At 51.7% G+C, this 17,324-nt stretch carries 3 protein-coding genes; all 3 read left to right on the top strand.

Features of this window, described 5'->3' with window-relative positions; all coding sequences use genetic code 11:
* Positions 1-6: 6 nt before the first annotated feature.
* The 3 genes from M6D89_RS07470 (at position 7) to M6D89_RS07460 (ending at position 17,315) form a co-directional block, all read left to right on the top strand.
* Positions 7-7,413: a VCBS domain-containing protein gene (locus tag M6D89_RS07470; RefSeq protein ID WP_253967392.1), complete on the top strand. Its 7,407-nt coding sequence runs from the start codon at positions 7-9 to the stop codon at positions 7,411-7,413.
* 228 nt (positions 7,414-7,641) lie between these two features.
* Positions 7,642-16,968 (top strand): Ig-like domain-containing protein, encoded by a 9,327-nt coding sequence (locus tag M6D89_RS07465; RefSeq protein ID WP_253967391.1) that lies wholly within the window; start codon positions 7,642-7,644, stop codon positions 16,966-16,968.
* 14 nt (positions 16,969-16,982) lie between these two features.
* Positions 16,983-17,315 (top strand): hypothetical protein, encoded by a 333-nt coding sequence (locus M6D89_RS07460; RefSeq protein ID WP_253967390.1) that lies wholly within the window; start codon positions 16,983-16,985, stop codon positions 17,313-17,315.
* The last annotated feature ends 9 nt before the right edge of the window (positions 17,316-17,324 follow it).

The following is a 17,324-nucleotide window of genomic DNA, read 5'->3' as shown; positions in this document are numbered from 1 at the left end:
GAGATTGTGATCAGTATCACCGGCACCGACGATGGCGCCATCATCACCGGTGGCGATACCGGCGAAGTGACCGAAGACGTCGATGTCCGGATCGGTGATCTATTGGTCGATACCGGTCAATTAACGGGAACCGATGCTGACTTTGATCAGGATGCGGTTGACCCCAATGCGACTGTAGCCGTGAACGATGTTCTGGGGCAGTTCAATATTCAGGCTGATGGCAGTTGGAATTACCGTGTTGATAACGCCGCTACCCAGTATTTAGCGGCAGGTGAAACTCGAATAGATCTGTTTCAAATAAGCACTATAGGCGGTACCGAGCACACAGTTGCTGTCACGATAACCGGTACCAATGATACCCCGACCCTGGATGTGGTTGCGGCTAATGGCGATTCCGATACCGCCCAACTGTTGGAAACCGATGAGGCGCTTGCGGCAGCTGGTACTTTAACCACCACCGACATTGATGTGCGGGACACGGTTACTCCCTCGGTGGCTAGCGTAGCAGTTACGGGTAGTAGTGGGGGTATTGGTAATGCCGCATTGTTGTCCATGCTGAGTGTTGATGCGGTGGCGGTAATTGCTAATGACGCCACCCAGGGTACGGTGAGCTGGAGTTTTGATAGCGCCGGCGAAGCTTTCAATTATCTGGGCGAAGGCGATGAGTTGCTTTTGACTTACACTGTTCAGGTGGATGATGGCAACGGAGGTCAGGCGCAGCATCAGGTTGTTATTACTGTAACTGGCAGCAATGACCCGCCAGTAGTTTATCCCGAATCTTTGCAGCTCAATGAGGGCGAAAGCCTGGATGAGCAGGTGCCCGTGCCTACGGATATCGATAGCCCAATCGACCCACTGGGTTACCGTTTACAAGACGATATTCCCGCCGATTCAGGTGCGCTTACCTTTAACTCCGACGGCAGCTTTAGCTTTGACACTCTGGATGATTTTGATTATTTGGGTGAAGGCGATACCACCAGTGTGACCTTTACCTATGATCTGCAAGACTCCGAAAGCGACGCGGGAGGTAGCCCGGTATACAGTGATGCCGCCACAGTCACTATAGAAATTGTAGGCGTTAATGATATCCCCGAGTTTAGCGGCGACGACTCAGGAGCTGTAATTGAGGACGATTTGCCCACTGCAGATTCCGGTGTTTTAGTTGTCTCAGATTTGGATGATAACGAATCGACGATTGATACCTCGCGCGCACCGGTACCTGTAGGAAATGTGTTAGGCAGCCTGGCGATTACGGCTACCGGTGAGTGGAACTACACGGTTGATAACAGTGTGCTGCAGTATCTCGCCCAAGACGAGAGCCGCGATGAAGTCTTTACGGTTTACACCATTGATGGAACCGAGCATCAGATAACCGTTACCTTAACCGGTGTGAATGATGCTCCCGAAATACGTATCGATAGCGACGACAAGGCAAATCGTAGTTTTAATGAAACTGATGCAGTCCGAAGTGCCGATGGCACCCTAAGCGTCGGTGATGTCGATGTGGCCGATAGTGTGACGCCCTCGGTTACGGCGGTATCGATAATTAGTGGCAACGAAGGCGATTTTGCGCTCGATAACGATCCGCGCTTATTGTCCATGATGACAGTGAACAGCAGCGCCGTTATTAATGCTAGCGCTACCGACGGTAATATCCACTGGGTTTTTACCACTGATGCGGATGATGCGTTCGATTATTTAGCTGTAGGTGAAACTGTCAAAATTCAGTATGAAATTACCGCAACCGATAGCCAAGGGGCCACTGATACCCAGGCAGTGACGGTGACCATTAAAGGGACTAATGATGCCCCTGAGGTTTTAGATGATACCATTGAAACCGATGAAGACCATGCTGTTTCAGGTATGGTGCCGGGCGCCACGGATGTCGATGGCGAGGTAATTAGTTACACCACCGCAGGCAGTGTGGCGAGGCCTGAAGGCGTGCTAACGTTTAATTCTGACGGCTCTTATACCGTCGATCCCACCGGAAAATACGATTATCTGGCCGAGGGTGAAAGCACAGAGTTTGTTTTCAGTTACCGGGCGGTTGATAACAACGGCGAGTTAAGTGATTTTGGCCAAATTACCGTCGTTATTAATGGGGTAGATGACCCAGGTCAAGTTAGTGCGGGATCAGGGATGGTTCGTGAAGATACTATACTCGATGCGACTGGTCAGCTTAGCGTATTTGATATCGATAACCCCGATATGGCATTTATTGCCAATACTTACAGCGATGATTACGGCACTTTAACGGTAGGCGAAGACGGATTCTGGTCTTATATATTAAATCAAAATGAAACCGTAGATGCTATTAGTATCGGTCAAACTCATCAGCAGGTGTACACCATTGATTTAACTGATGGCGGTGATACTGCCACCACCGTAGACGATAATGTTCAGACGACAGTTACTATCAATATTCAGGGGGTTAATGATAAGCCCACAGTGGATGATCTGTTTTTTGCCCTTAATGAAAACGAGAACCTTCAGCTGCGGCAGCTGAGAGGTGATGATGTCGATGGAAGTATTTTTGGTTATGGGCTTATTACCGATGTTATCGAAGGTGAACTGTCGTTACAGCCCAATGGTACCTTTCGGTTTTTAACCAATGGTGAGTTCGATGATTTGGCCGCGGGCGAGTTTCGCGATGTAACCTTCGAGTATGCGGCGGCCGATAATAATGGTGCTGTGTCTGAACCCGGAACGGTAACTATTAGAGTGGTCGGCGTTGATAATGCCCCAAACATTGGCAGTGGCGCGGGGGCTGTGGTGGAAGATGTTAACCCTTCGGCAACCGGGACCATTAGTGCCCGAGATGTCGATAATCCGGGGCTGGCCTTTGTGTCGGATAGTTACGCGGGTTCCTGGGGTGATTTAACCATGAATGCCGACGGTAGTTGGAGCTATACGCTGCGCTCGGCTGATGCCGATCCGCTCGATCAGGGCGATCAGGTGACCGATAATTTTGTAGTAAATTTAAACGATGGCGAATCGACTGCTAGCATTGCCATCGATATCACTGGCACCAACGATGCCCCCACTTTGGATGAAGTGAGTATCACAGAAACAGCCGATGAAGATAATGTGTTTGAGGGAAATCTCTCGCTCGTCAGTGATATCGACGAAGACGACGGCTATGCCGATGATGATGGCAACGGCATTGTCAAAGGCTTTGGCTACGGCTTGATTGAAGCTGACGATTTTGCTCCGGGCACATTTATTTTTAACACCGACGGAACCTACACCTTTGATCCGCGTTTAGCTTATGACGGTATGGGGGACGGCGATACGCAAGAGCTTAGCTTTACCTACCGCGCGTTTGACGAACAAGGTGCTCGGTCGAATATCGGTGAAGTCACCATTACTCTCAGTGGTATTACCGATGATGGACCTGACGATCCAAACTTTGGCCTTATTATCGAGGACAATACCGACTCGGTCAGCGGTGGAGAGCTGGATAGCTTTACCCCCGGTGCGTACGAGGACGACTACGGCACCTTGGTAGTGGACGAGGATGGTAACTGGACATATACATTGGATCCTGATATCGCCGACGGTAGTGAGGCGCCCTCCATCCCCGCCCTGGGGCCGGGTGACGATATTACCGTGGTGATTCCAGCAGGCGACGGTAACGATTCGGTGACTATCGAAATTATCGGTACCAACGATGCTCCTATGGTGGAAGATCTCGCATGTAATATTGTCGTAACCGGTGAAAACTCCGTGATTACCGGACAGCTTAATGGCACCGATGTGGATGGCAATATTGTCACCTATGAAGTTATTAATGCTGAAGAATTAGGAGATGCCACACTTATTATTGACGCCGATGGCAGTTTTACCTTTGATCCGGGCACCGAGTTTGATCATTTACCCGACGGTGTTACTACCAGCGTAAGTTTCAGCTTTCAGGCGATCGACAATAATGGTGCGGTTAGCAATGTGGGTGAGGGGTGTATCACCATAGAGGGCGAGGATGACTTGCCATCCTTGTCCCGTGGCGCCGGCAGTGTTATTGAGGATGATCCCGGTAGTAACAGCGCTGCTGGTCAAATTGTGTTTACTGATGTCGATGATGGCGAGTCGGCCGATGGTAGCGTAACCTTTGTCGACCAAAATATAGCGGGTGTGTATGGCACCTTTACTTTGGACAGTGGCGGTAACTGGAATTACACCCTCGATAATACGAACCCCAATACGGACGCGTTAAACGCTGATCAGCAAGTCAGTGAAGAGTTTACGGTAGAGACCACCACGGGTGCGACAAGCACTGTAACGATATCAGTAACGGGCACCAACGATGTGCCAGTAATTGATTCCAATGACAATAATGTGTCTGCGACAATTGATGAAGATACAGCTCTGATCGGCAACCTACCCGAGGCGACCGATGTAGATAGCTTGGGGCGCATTGTCGGTTACATCCAGCGCGGCGATCTGGTGTATGTGAGTGATGACACCTCTGCTCCCGGCGAGCTGATTTTCTACTCTGATGGCACTTATCAGTTTGATCCGCGCGGAAGTTACGATTATCTGGCTGAAGGTGAAACTACACAGGTTGAATTTAATTTCGCGGCGGTGGATAACGACAGCGGCGTCAGTGGCGAGCAAATTGTCACCATCACTATTGTCGGTGTCGATGACGCCCCCGAAATCAGCGCCGCAAACGTTAATATTACCGAAGATGATGCCAACCCTGCCGCTTCTGGTCAGCTAACGGCGTTTGATCCAGATGACGATGCGACAGATCTAAGTTTTATCCCCGCCACAATCGAGGGAGATTATGGCACGTTAACTCTGGATGCAGAGGGTAACTGGGAGTACAACTTAGGCCCCAACGCGCAAACCTTAAATAATGGCGACGACGAAGCTGATGTGTTCACCATAAATTTATCCGACGGCAGTACCACTACAGTCACCGTTAATATCGAAGGCATAAATGATGTTCCCACCAGCGATGACGTGGTAGTCACGGTGGACGAAGACTCGGTGCTAAATACGAGTATTCCGGCGGCGGTGGATGTAGACGGCACAGTGATTGGTTATCGGGTCGTTGATGGTAGTTTTTCGGGGCCGGGTAATCTTAGCTTTAACAATGACGGCACATTTACTTACGATCCCGGAAATAACTTTCAGCAGCTTGATGCAGGCGATACTGAGGCCGTTACGTTTACCTACCGCATGCAGGACAATAGCGATGGTATCAGTGATCCGGTGACGGTCACTATTAACGTGACCGGGGTCAATGACGCCCCCACCTCTAGCGCCATTGATAGTCAAAGCTCGGGTGAAGGTGAAGAAATCAGTTTAGATGTCAGTGGCAGTTTTGACGATATCGATGCCGATAACGTATTTACCTACAGCGCCACAGGCTTGCCCTCATCACTGAGTATTGATTCGCAAACGGGCGTAATCAGCGGAACCATAGATGCCGACGCGGGTGCTGACTCGCCCTTTAGCGTGACGGTTACCGCCACTGACTCGGGCGGAGAACAAACCAGTCAATCCTTCACCTGGACAGTGACTAACCCCGCACCGGATTTTGTGAGCGAAACTTCGGGCAACGACGACGATAGCTACGCCTTTGAAGTAAACGAAGATGATGCAGCGGGTACAGCGGTGGGCACGGTCACCGCCCAAGATCCCGATAATGATCCGTTAACTTACAGTATCACCTCGGGTAATGCGGCGGGCTTATTCGCGTTAGATGCCGTGACCGGGGCGATAACCCTGGCGCAAACCGTGGGTGATGCCGAGGTGGGCGACTACAACTTGCAGCTATTGGTGGATGACGGCGAGGGTGGTACAGATACCGCTAGCGTTGATATTGTTATCAATAATATCAACGATACCCCGGTTGTCGATTCCACTTCAATCAGTGTCAATGAAGACAGCAGCCGCAACTCACTGGGTTTGACAGCGCCCACCGATGTGGATGGCGATTCGCTCATTATTACTGTCACGGAACTACCCACAGAAGGACAGGTAATCTTGTCAGATGGAACGCCAGTCGCGGTTAATGACCAGTTGACAAGTGCCCAGTTGACGGGCTTGTTGTACAACGCCCCAGATACCTTGGCTTCTGAAGAAACGGTCGTATTTGGTTACCAAGTGGATGATGGGCAGAATGAGGCAAACAGTGTCGTCACAGGGCAGGTAAATATTACCTTGAATCCCGTTAATGATGCTCCCCAAGTGGAAGCTGTTGTTTTGTCCGACACAGATGAAGACACGAATTTGACCATCACCCAAGCCGATTTGTTGACAGGCGCTGCCGATGAAGAAGGCGATGCGCTGAGTGCAGTGGATTTAAGTGTAACCAGCGGCGTCGGGACTCTTATAGACAATGGGGATGGCACATGGCTATATACCCCGGCAGCCAACGATGATTCTGACGTGAGCTTTAGCTTTGGCGTGAGCGACGGAGTGAATGCCGCCGTCGCCAATACCGCCAGCTTGGATTTGCTGCCCGTAAACGACGCACCTGCCACCGCAGATGCTGATATCGTCATCAACGAAGACGAGGCTTATACCTTTAGTGTCGCCGATTTCGGTTTTAGCGATGTCGATGCTGGGGATAGCCTGGATCACATTACCCTAATTAGCTTACCGGCTCAGGGTAGCTTAACCTTAAACGAGGTGGGGGTAACCGTAGGCCAGGAGATTACCCAGGCAGAAATTGGCGCTTTAGTGTTTACCCCGGCGGAAAATGCCAACGGCGATGCTTATGCCAGCTTCCAGTTCTCGGTCAGTGACGGTGAACTGGACAGTTCTTCGGCGACCATCACTATTGACGTCGTACCCGTAAACGACGCCCCACAATTGACAGGAGACCTGAGCGCCGAAGTGGAAGAAGGCGGTCGCTATACTCTCACCACCGACGATCTCTATTATCAGGACCCAGATAATAGCGAGGCTAATATCACCTTTACAGTGCAGAACCTGAATAGCGGTGTAATAGAGGTGGATGGTGACAGTGCCACAAGCTTTAGCGCCGCGCAATTGGCAGCTGGGCAGGTCGAGTTTGTGCTGGATGCCGGAACGTTAACCGAAGCGTCGTTTGATGTGAGCGTGGAAGATAACAACGAGGATGGCAGCGCGCCTGTCACCCAAACGTTCACTTTCAGCGTGAACGCTTCGGAGCCAATGACGGCGGCGGCCGGTTTTTCCAGTGGCCCGATGGCCGGGACCTATATGACAGGCCATGTTTCCGGTTCGGAAAAACTGGGGCTGGGTGATTTGTTGGAAGATTCTGGCGATGATTGGCTCGCTGCGGCATTTGGCGAGGCTGGGGGCGGCGAATCACAGGCTCAGAGTGTCGGAACGGGGCCCTCCGGCAGCTGGAGCATGGAGGCCGGTAGTGGAATAGGTAATCCATTCGAGCAGACCACCTCAAGTATTGATCTCTAACCTTCGGGCAGGGTAAACGGTCGCTGAGCGGCTGTTTTGCTCCTGCCTGTCCTCTTTATTATTCCCGATTTGCTGTTTGGCGTCATAATCAACCTTTCGTTTCGCTATATTGTCCTTATGGACAATAGCACTGTCGCGGTTTTCCTCCTAAAGTGCTTTTATGATAAGCAAGGACTCTGTTCACAGTTCTTGTGATAGCTACTTCGCATAAAGGTAAAAGGGAAACGCATGAGTACTCAAGCTGCAACAGTCATATTTTTACAAGGTCGTGCCTGGGCAAAAGACGCTGATGGTAACCTTAGAGAGGTGTCAGTAGGCGACGTTATCGCCGCCGATGAACAGCTGGTGACAGAAGCGGAAACCCGCATAGAACTCGACTTTGGCGATGCTAGCCCCGTTGCTTTGGCCGGTGCTCACGATGTCGCCATGAGCCCCGATCTATGGCCTGAAAGCGCTACCAGCGAGGCTGAAGCCAGTGTGATGGACCAGCCTTTTGAAGCGATTCTGGCCAGTTTAGAAGAAAACGACCAGCAGTTGCAGCAGCTGCAGTTTGATGAAATATACAGCTCTTTGCAGGCTAACGACGCCCTGCTGGGCGCTACCCCTTTTGATGTGATTATCAGTGCCCTTGAGGTCAATGAAGATCTCTTGCAAGACGCTCAATTTGCTCAACTTTATGCCACCCTTGAAGCGAACGAAGACCTGTTAAAAGGCAGCGATTTTTCCACCATTTACGCGACTTTGGCCGATAACGACGCCCTCTTGCAAGATGCGCGTATTGACGATTTATTTGCCTCCTTGCAAGCTAACGAGCAGGCTTTGTTGGCGGGCGAGGGCGATCTTTTAGAGACTCTGGATGAAGCCCCCGCGGCTGGTGGTCAGGGCAGTGAGGGTGGTAGCAGCTTTGTGCGTCTGGCCCGTATCAACGAAACTGTGTCCGATCCGAATCTCAGCTATGCACCCTCGGGTCCCGCTCAAGCTGCTGGCCAGCGCGATGGTGATTTTCCTACCAATGAGGCGCCCGCGCTGCCAGCGCAGAGTTATTCCACCCGCGAAGACACTCCTCTCCAAGGCTTGGTAGAGGCCTCTGATCCCGAAAACGACAGCCTCACTTATACCTTGGTGGGCCAGCCCGCTAATGGCCAAATTGAGCTGGACCCACAAACCGGTAGTTTCGTTTATACCCCAGCGGAGAACTTTAACGGCGAAGACAGCTTTGTGGTTGAGGTCAGTGACGGTGAATTTACCACTACTGAAACCATGACGGTTGAGGTGACTCCGGTAAACGACACCCCGCAAAGTCAAGACGACAACATTACCACACCTGAGGATACCCCGATCAGTGGTCAGATAGAGGCGGATGATGTCGATTTGCCTGAGGGCGACGTCATTACCTATGCCCTGACTGGCGAGCCGGAAAATGGCTCGGTCACCCTGGACCCTGAAACCGGCGGATACACCTACACCCCGGTAGAAAACTTCAACGGCAACGACAGTTTCACCGTTACGGTTACTGATGCCAGTGGTGCAACCAGTACCTCAATCATTAACGTGATCGTCACACCGGTAAATGACGCCCCTGAAGCGCGGGATGATGGCCCGCTGGAAACGGCGGCTGGCACGACTACCACTGGCAATGCCTTAGATAACGACTTTGATATCGACTCGGCCCCCCTCGCTGTTACCGGCTTTGTGATCGAAGGGGATGAATCATCGTACAGCGCTGGCGACACAGTCGTTATGTCCGGCGTGGGCGAATTTACTCTTTTGGAAAACGGTGATTTCAGCTTTACTCCCGCTACTGGCTACAGCGGTGAAGTGCCCGAGGTGACCTACACGGTTACCGACGGCGAGTTGACCGATAGCGCCGTTATCCGCTTTGATGATGTGCCCGGTGGCGGTGCTAACCCACCACCTCCGTCACCACAGCCCGAAGCCAGTATCGCGCTCAACGCCATTGCCGGCGACAATATCGTAAACGCTGAAGAGGCATCAGGCACTGTTCTGGTTACGGGTGTCGTGGGCGGCGATGTGCGCTCGGGCGATACAGTTACGTTAACCATTGGCGGCACCAGTGTGACCGGCACCGTAGGCTCTGGTGGCACCACCTTCGCCATTAGCGTGGCTGGCAGTCTGCTGGCCGCCAACAGCAGCATTTCGGCGACTGTGAGTGGCCAGGATGAGTTTGGCAGCACCTACTCAGCGACTGATAGCGGCAGCTATAGCGTAGACACCGAGGTCAGTGCCAGTATTAGTATCGATCCGGTAACGGGTGACAATATCCTCAACGCCGAAGAAGCGGCCAACACCCAAACCATTACCGGTTCTGTGGCTGGCGATGCAGGTGTCGGTGATACGGTGACTCTAACCGTTAATGGTACTGTCTACACAGGAGTTGTGGCGGATGATAATACCTTCGCCATTGAGGTTACCGGCAGTGACTTGGCGGCTGACTCTCAGGTGTCGGGCGAAGTAACCGGCAGCGACGACAATGGTAATCCGTTTGCGGCAACCGACGTTGAGGTTTACGAAGTCGATACTACGCTGCCCGAAGCGCAGCTGGATATAGACCCTGTGACTGACGCCGATGCAGTAGCCAAAGCTGCCGCTCTGGGAGAAACCACCCAGGTCGGCGGTTCGGTAGGCGGCGATGTACAAGATGGTGATACCGTCACCATTACCCTCGCAGGCAACGAGTACACGGGCTTGGTATCGGGCGGACGCTTTGATATTGAAGTCAGCGCGCAAGACTTTATTGACGATAGCGACAGCATCATCAGCGGCTCGGTGATCACCGTGGACGCGGCGGGTAACAGCGCCAGCGCCAATGATGAAGAAGCTTACGACATTGACCCAGTACAAATTATTCAGTTTACCGATAACTTTGTTAATGGTCTAAGCTATGAAACTTCGTCGGGCTTAACGGGCACTACAGGTGACGCCGGTTCCGCAGGTTCATTCTTTGTCCGCGCCAGCGACACCATTACATTTACTCTGGGCGATGTTACGGTCGCCGAATTTCCCGCCAGTGCCATTCAGGGCAATGTTCTGTTCCTGCAAGATATTGCCGGTGTCGAGTTGTCTGACAGCAATACCAATTATGTCGAAAACATGGCGATCTTCCTGCAGGCGCTGGATAACGATCTGACCGATACGACGCCCGACAACGGCGTGCTTAACACCAATGGCTTGACCAATACAGACGCCAGCTACGGCAGTAACATTAATCTTGATGCCAGCCTGCACGACTTGTTTAGTGGTTACATCGACCCGACCACCGGTGCGCCTCTAAACATTGCCACCGCCGGTAAAGAAATGATCTCTCAGGCCTTAGCCCATGCCGGTGTGGAATTTACCCGCGACACCGAGCGCGACCCCTCCAACAACAATGTGTTTGAAACCATTGCCATGGAGCACGTGGCCGACACTATTAATCAGTTGGCGGGCGACCGCGGCCCCGTAAACACCGACGCACGCACCCCCGATGTACTGGACGTGCCCGGCGGACAGGTGCAGTACAACTACAACGAATTAAACGGCGAAATTACTTTTACCACAGCTGACTTACTGGAAGGCGCGGTGGGCCGTCAGGTCATTACCGAAAACCTGCTGGTTAAAAACGTTTCCCTCAGTGCCGGTTACGAAGGTATTGGTACCCTGGTAGACAGGGGCGATGGTAACTACACGATTGAACTGAACGATGGTGTCGATCAGTACGACCTTGAAGGCTTGGCCATTGACTACCGCGTGGAAGACTGGACCGCTTTCCGTGAAGTAAGCTCTAGCACACAAGACCAGTATCGCTCGCACTTGTCCGCTGTTATTGATGATGTGAACGAAGGCGATGGTTTTAACGAGTTCACTCTGAACAGTGAACTAACCTTCGATACCGATCAGACCCTGCTGATCAACTTTACCAGTGAACTGCTGAGTGAACAGTTGAACATCAATATCGCCGAATACGCCGACGATTACTTAGTCCCCATCGAATATTCTAACGATGGCGGACAAACTTGGCAGGCCATGGAGCAGCACTCCATTGATTACAGTCAATCACTGCCACGCCCCATTTTTAGTTTTACCTTAGCCGCAGGCAGTGACTCGGTGGATATCCGCGTCCCAATTTTTGATGACGCTAAAATCGAGCCCACCGAATACTTCGATGCCTATGTCTCGGGCGATAATGTCTACGACGAACACCTGCAGTTCGCCATTTTCGATAACGATGCCGAAGGTGAATTGCCACAAATCTCTATCGATTATGTGGTAGTGGTTGAAAATCAGGGTCAAGCAGTTTTCACCCTTAGCCTGGATCGCCCGAGCAATGAAACCGTATCGGTTGAATACAGTACCGCCGACCTCGCCGCCATCGCAGGGCAAGACTATGTCGCGAGCAGCGGCACCGTTACTTTCCAGCCGAATGAAACCACCGCGACCATTGTTATTGATATTATCGATGACGAAATCGTTGAAAATAATCCCGACCCCGAACTGGCGCTAATTAACCTCAGCAATCCCGTTAATGCCGAGCTGGCTGATGCCCAGAGTACTCTGCGTATTTTTGATAACGATGGTGACGATAACACTCAAATCGGTTTAGATATTGACCCGATTACTGGCGACAACTTAATAGACGCCGCCGAAGCAGGCCAAACCGTTACTGTTACCGGTAATGTATCGGCGCCAGCTAATATTAATTTTGCCATTGTCATCCTAACCATCAACGGCGAAACCTACCAAACCACTACTGACGGTAACGGTGCCTACGCCATTGATGTTCCCGGCAGCGAGCTAAGTCTGGATGACGACAACACCATTGACGGCATCGTCTACGGCTTTGGCCCCGAAGGTGCCAAAGGTTCGGCCACCGCTCAAGAGGCTTACAATGTAAACCTAGATGGTCCCGGTATTTCCATTAATGATGAAAATGGAGCTGAAGCGGGTGAGCAAACGGTACTTGAGGCCTCCGGAGATAGCGTCTCTGGCAGTGCAAATGTCGCAGCGACAGCGGGTATCAAAGCCGTCACAGTGGGCAACGTTGATATAACCGGTGCCAGCTCAAGTGACCCGGTAGAGGTTGACGGGGCTTACGGCACTCTTTCTATTACAGGTTACGATGCCAACACCGGTGAAATCACCTACACCTACACAGAAAATGGCAACGCCGAAGACCATACCAACGGCGACGGAAGTGTTATCGATCAGTTCACCATCAGCGTCACCGATAACGCCGATGCCAACACCAGCGATGTGTTGGATATATTGATTGGCGATACGGTGCCGTTGGCGAACGAGACGACGGATGCGATCGACGAAGACACCGCCAGCGTAACAGGCACCGTGTCCATTACGGCGGGTGCGGACTCGATCGTGGACGGCGTCACCGTGCAAACCGATACAGAGGGCCAGTACGGCACGTTCAGCATCGATGAGAACGGTGCATACACCTACGTGCTGGATAACACTAACGGTGACGTCCAGGCGCTGGACGATGACGATAAGTTGACCGACACGTTCAGCTACACGGTGACCGACGCCGATGGCGACGAGAGCACCGAGGATGTGGTGATCACGATCAACGGCGCCACCGATGGCGCTCCAACCGTGACCATCGACGACGCTGACGACAGCGCCACCGCGGCCGACAACAGCGTGGCCGAAGCCAGCGGCAATACCGTCACCGGTACGGCCAGCGTGAGTGCCGAAGCGGGCATCGACACCGTGACCTTGGGCGGCATCGACATCACCGGCGCCAGCGGCACCAACCCGGTTGAGATCCCCGGGGGCGACTACGGGACCTTAACGGTCACTGGGTACAACGCCGGCGAGATCAGCTACAGCTACCAAGAAACCGCGGGTGCGCAAAGCCACAACACGGCGAACAACAACATCGTCGACAGCTTCACTCTTGAGGTGACCGACCTGGCCGGGGTTAGCGCCAGCGACAGCCTCGATGTGCAAATCACCGATACGGTGCCGGTTGCGAACGAGACGACGGATGCGATCGACGAAGACACCGCCAGCGTAACAGGCACCGTGTCCATTACGGCGGGTGCGGACTCGATCGTGGACGGCGTCACCGTGCAAACCGATACAGAGGGCCAGTACGGCACGTTCAGCATCGATGAGAACGGTGCATACACCTACGTGCTGGATAACACTAACGGTGACGTCCAGGCGCTGGACGATGACGATAAGTTGACCGACACGTTCAGCTACACGGTGACCGACGCCGATGGCGACGAGAGCACCGAGGATGTGGTGATCACGATCAACGGTTCGGAAGACACCCCAACCGTAACCCCCACATCCACCCGCGTATCGGAAGAAGGTTTAGAGCCGGAAGCGCTTGAGGATACTGTTGGTGATTCGGATACGACTAACAGCGCAACGTCTAGTGGCACGGTTAGTATCGTCGATCCGGATGGTGGTGGTGTGGTGGTGACTCTCAACGAGCCAGAGACTACCTTCACGTCAGCAGGCGTCGATATTGAATGGGAGGGTGACGGTACTAAAACGCTTGTCGGTAAAGCTGATGGTGAGACAATTATAACCATAACCGTCGATGATAATGGAGAGTACGAGGTTACTTTATCTGGCCAAATTGATCATCCAGTAAACGATAATGAGGATGTGTTAACTCTCCCTGTCGGTGTGACGGCGACTAATGGCGCTTTGTCTCATACGGAGACTTTAAGTATCGAAATTGAAGATGATAGCCCTGAATTCACTACAGCGAACGACGTATCTCTGGGTTACGTTGCGGGTACTTCTGTGGGGGGAACCACAGATTTCGAATCTGGGGCGGATGTCAATGGCGCCAGTATGATTATCAGTGGCGCAGAGGTGTCTACTGATGATGACGGATATATCTTGGTTACCCGTTTAGAAAATGGTAACCCTGTAGAGGTTAATGGTAGTAGTACTGTCTACTTGACTTCGGGTGGTGAGAGGTTGACCTTTGCGGTTAAAGATAATCCAGGCGATCCTCTGGTTGCGGTTAACTCCTCTGGTGATGAAGTTTTCACAATTTCGGGTAATCCTTCTGATGGAACCTATACCGTCGATCTACACGCTGCATTGGATCGGGTCGCTTCAGGAGAGGAAATTGCCAGTGGGCTAACGGGGGGGAATAGTGGATCTTTCTTGCTTGGTGGAACTAACGGAAGTATTACCGTAGACATGACCGCCACCAATGGAAATACCGCGAGCACTGTTAATACCAGCACAAATACAATAGGTGTCGGAGGACAGAGTATCGACGTAGGCGAAACTCTGGTGATGAAATTTATAGATCGCGCTGTTTCTCAGACAACTCTAATGAGTGGGTTTACATTTGAAGCTGGTGCGATGGGCGGGGGAAGTGGGGCCACCTTACGTTGGACGGCGTATGATCTTGATGGCACTACTATTATTGCAACCGACACAATAAATGTTCCCAAGAATGGTTCACCTGAGTTCACGCTGACTAGTGCGAGTGTTGGCGGACAGTTTTCTTTCCTTGCGTTCAGTTCGGATGCCGGAAGTTACAGGTTGTCTCCAGTTTCAGCCAGTGGTCAAACCGCCCGCTATGACCAAGAGCTTGTGATTGATATTGCTGGGGTCGATGGCGACGGTGATCAGACGGAGAATTCGGTTACCGCCAATGTTCTGTTTGATGCGGAGGCTATTAGAGAGTCAGGTGACGTCACTCCTTCTATTGAAAGCATTAGCGACGCCGCAGTAATTGAGGGTGAGGACGCAGTATTTACCGTTAACCTGTCGGATGTTAGTTATTCTAGTAGTACAACCTTTAGTCTGGCTTTTGAAAATATTACGACAGTAAATGGCGATTATATTGCTAACCTTAGCGATGCAAATTTCAGCAATGGTGTCATCTATGACAGTAACACTGGCGAGATAACTGTACCGTTCGGGGTGTCCAGCTTTACGGTAACGGTGCCCACCACGGATGACGGGGTGGTGGAGAACACGGAAACCTTCGAATTAAGAGTGGATGACGTGGAAGCCACTGGCACTATCTACGACAAGCCAGTTGCCCCCTCAATTGAATTGGCTGAGCCCGCGCTAAGCTCTGAGGGGTTAACTCGATATACTTGGAATAACTTTGGTCAACGTGGGGACGGCACTGGTGCCGGAATGAACCCGAGTGATTTAAAAGATGATATAGACGGTATGAGTCGTCCCGATGGAAATACTATTTCCATCGTACAAAGTGCTGACCCCAATGCTAATGGCTTTTTTAGCTCTGTAAACGCAGGTGAAGCTAACCTTGTTACTGGTTTTATCTTTTTAGAAGAGGACGTCGATTATGCGTTTATCGGGCAGGGGGATGACAGTATTCTGGTAATGCTCGGTGGGCAAGAAATGGCTTCTGTTACCTACGGTTATTGGGATAATGGCGGTGGTTCCGGTGATGGTCCTCAAGGTGATCAGGGTAAGTTCTGGGGCGACGCAATAGGTGTGGATTATAGTGGGCTCGAAAATAGCAGCCCTGATGACCGAAAAAATGCCCCCTGGAGAGAGGGTGACGGGTTTAGTGTAGCGGAAAGTGGTTTTTATCAGTTTGATATGTATCAGCATAATGACGCTTATGACGGAGGTTTTTTTGTTGATCTAATTGCCGATGGAATCCAGCAAACGCTAAGTAGCGACAATTATGGCTTGTTTGAAAGTGTGGGCGATATAGTTGCACAGGGGGCGAATATTTCGAGCCTTCAGGAGTCCGGTGGAAACGGGTTCAATTATTATCGCTCTTACGGTGTTAATGAAGGTGAGGAAAATACCAGCATTCGGTTGTCTGAAATTCAGGCTGATTTAGCCGATTCAAACAATTCTAATCTCACCCTATCGGTATCAGGCATTCCTGTAGGTGCAGTGTTGTCGGATGGTGTCAATAGTTCGGCGGGCAGTGCCGATGTTGATATAAGTGACTGGGACCTGGACAACCTCTCATTGACACCAGCAACTGGTTTCACTGGTAGCATTTCTCTGCTTGTTTCTGCAGACGCGCTGTATCAAGACAGTGGCGAAACTGCCAGCAGCCAGATGGTGATTGATGTGCTGGTATACGATGAAGATGGCTCGCTACCCTCGGGGTATAACGGTAGTGAACTGCTGGGTGGTAATGTTGATGATGAACTGATCGGGGGCGCGGGAGATGATGAGATAACCGGTGGCGCCGGAGACGATTCATTGACTGGTGGCCTGGGCGCAGATACCTTTGCTTGGTCATTCGCTGACACAGACGGTGATCAGGGCTCAGTTGGCAGTCCCGCTGAGGATGTGGTGCTTGACTTTAATACCGGAGAGGGAGATGTACTCGAGCTTTCTAACCTACTCCAAGACGAAGCGGGCAAAGATCTGACAGCTTACTTGCACTTTGATTCTGATGGTACCGATACTACCGTGTATATCAGCAGTACCGGGCAGTTTGACGGTACGGATTACAGTGATAAAACCGATCAAGTTATCACTCTTACGGGCGTAGACCTGACGGGTAATGATAGTGATATTATTGCGGCTCTTATGCCCAATAACTTACACGTTGATTAATAAGGCAAGCCAACATGTACATCAAACGCGACACCACAGGCGCTATTTACGCCATCAGCCGCGAAGCCACGGAAGGCTTTTCGGAGCAGGTGGCGAATGATGCGCCGGAGCTGGTGAGTTTTATGCGCACCCTTCAGCCTGAGGCCTATCAGGCGCTGTTAGACAGCGACTTGCAAATGGCCAGGGTGATGGAGGATGTGGTGAATTTGCTGGTGGATAGATCGGTGATTCGGTTTACCGATTTGCCGGAAGCCGCTCAAGAGAAGTTGCTACAGCGCGAACAGATACGTGAGCGTTTGCAGCAGAGCTTGACGTTTATGGAGGACGACGAGTCCTTAGGGATTTAGCTGCCGCCA

Origin of the sequence: Gilvimarinus xylanilyticus, from assembly GCF_024195295.1 — a bacterium.
GTDB lineage: Bacteria > Pseudomonadota > Gammaproteobacteria > Pseudomonadales > Cellvibrionaceae > Gilvimarinus > Gilvimarinus xylanilyticus.
Note: the sequence above shows the minus strand (reverse complement) of the source record. Positions and strands in the feature narration are given on the sequence as shown.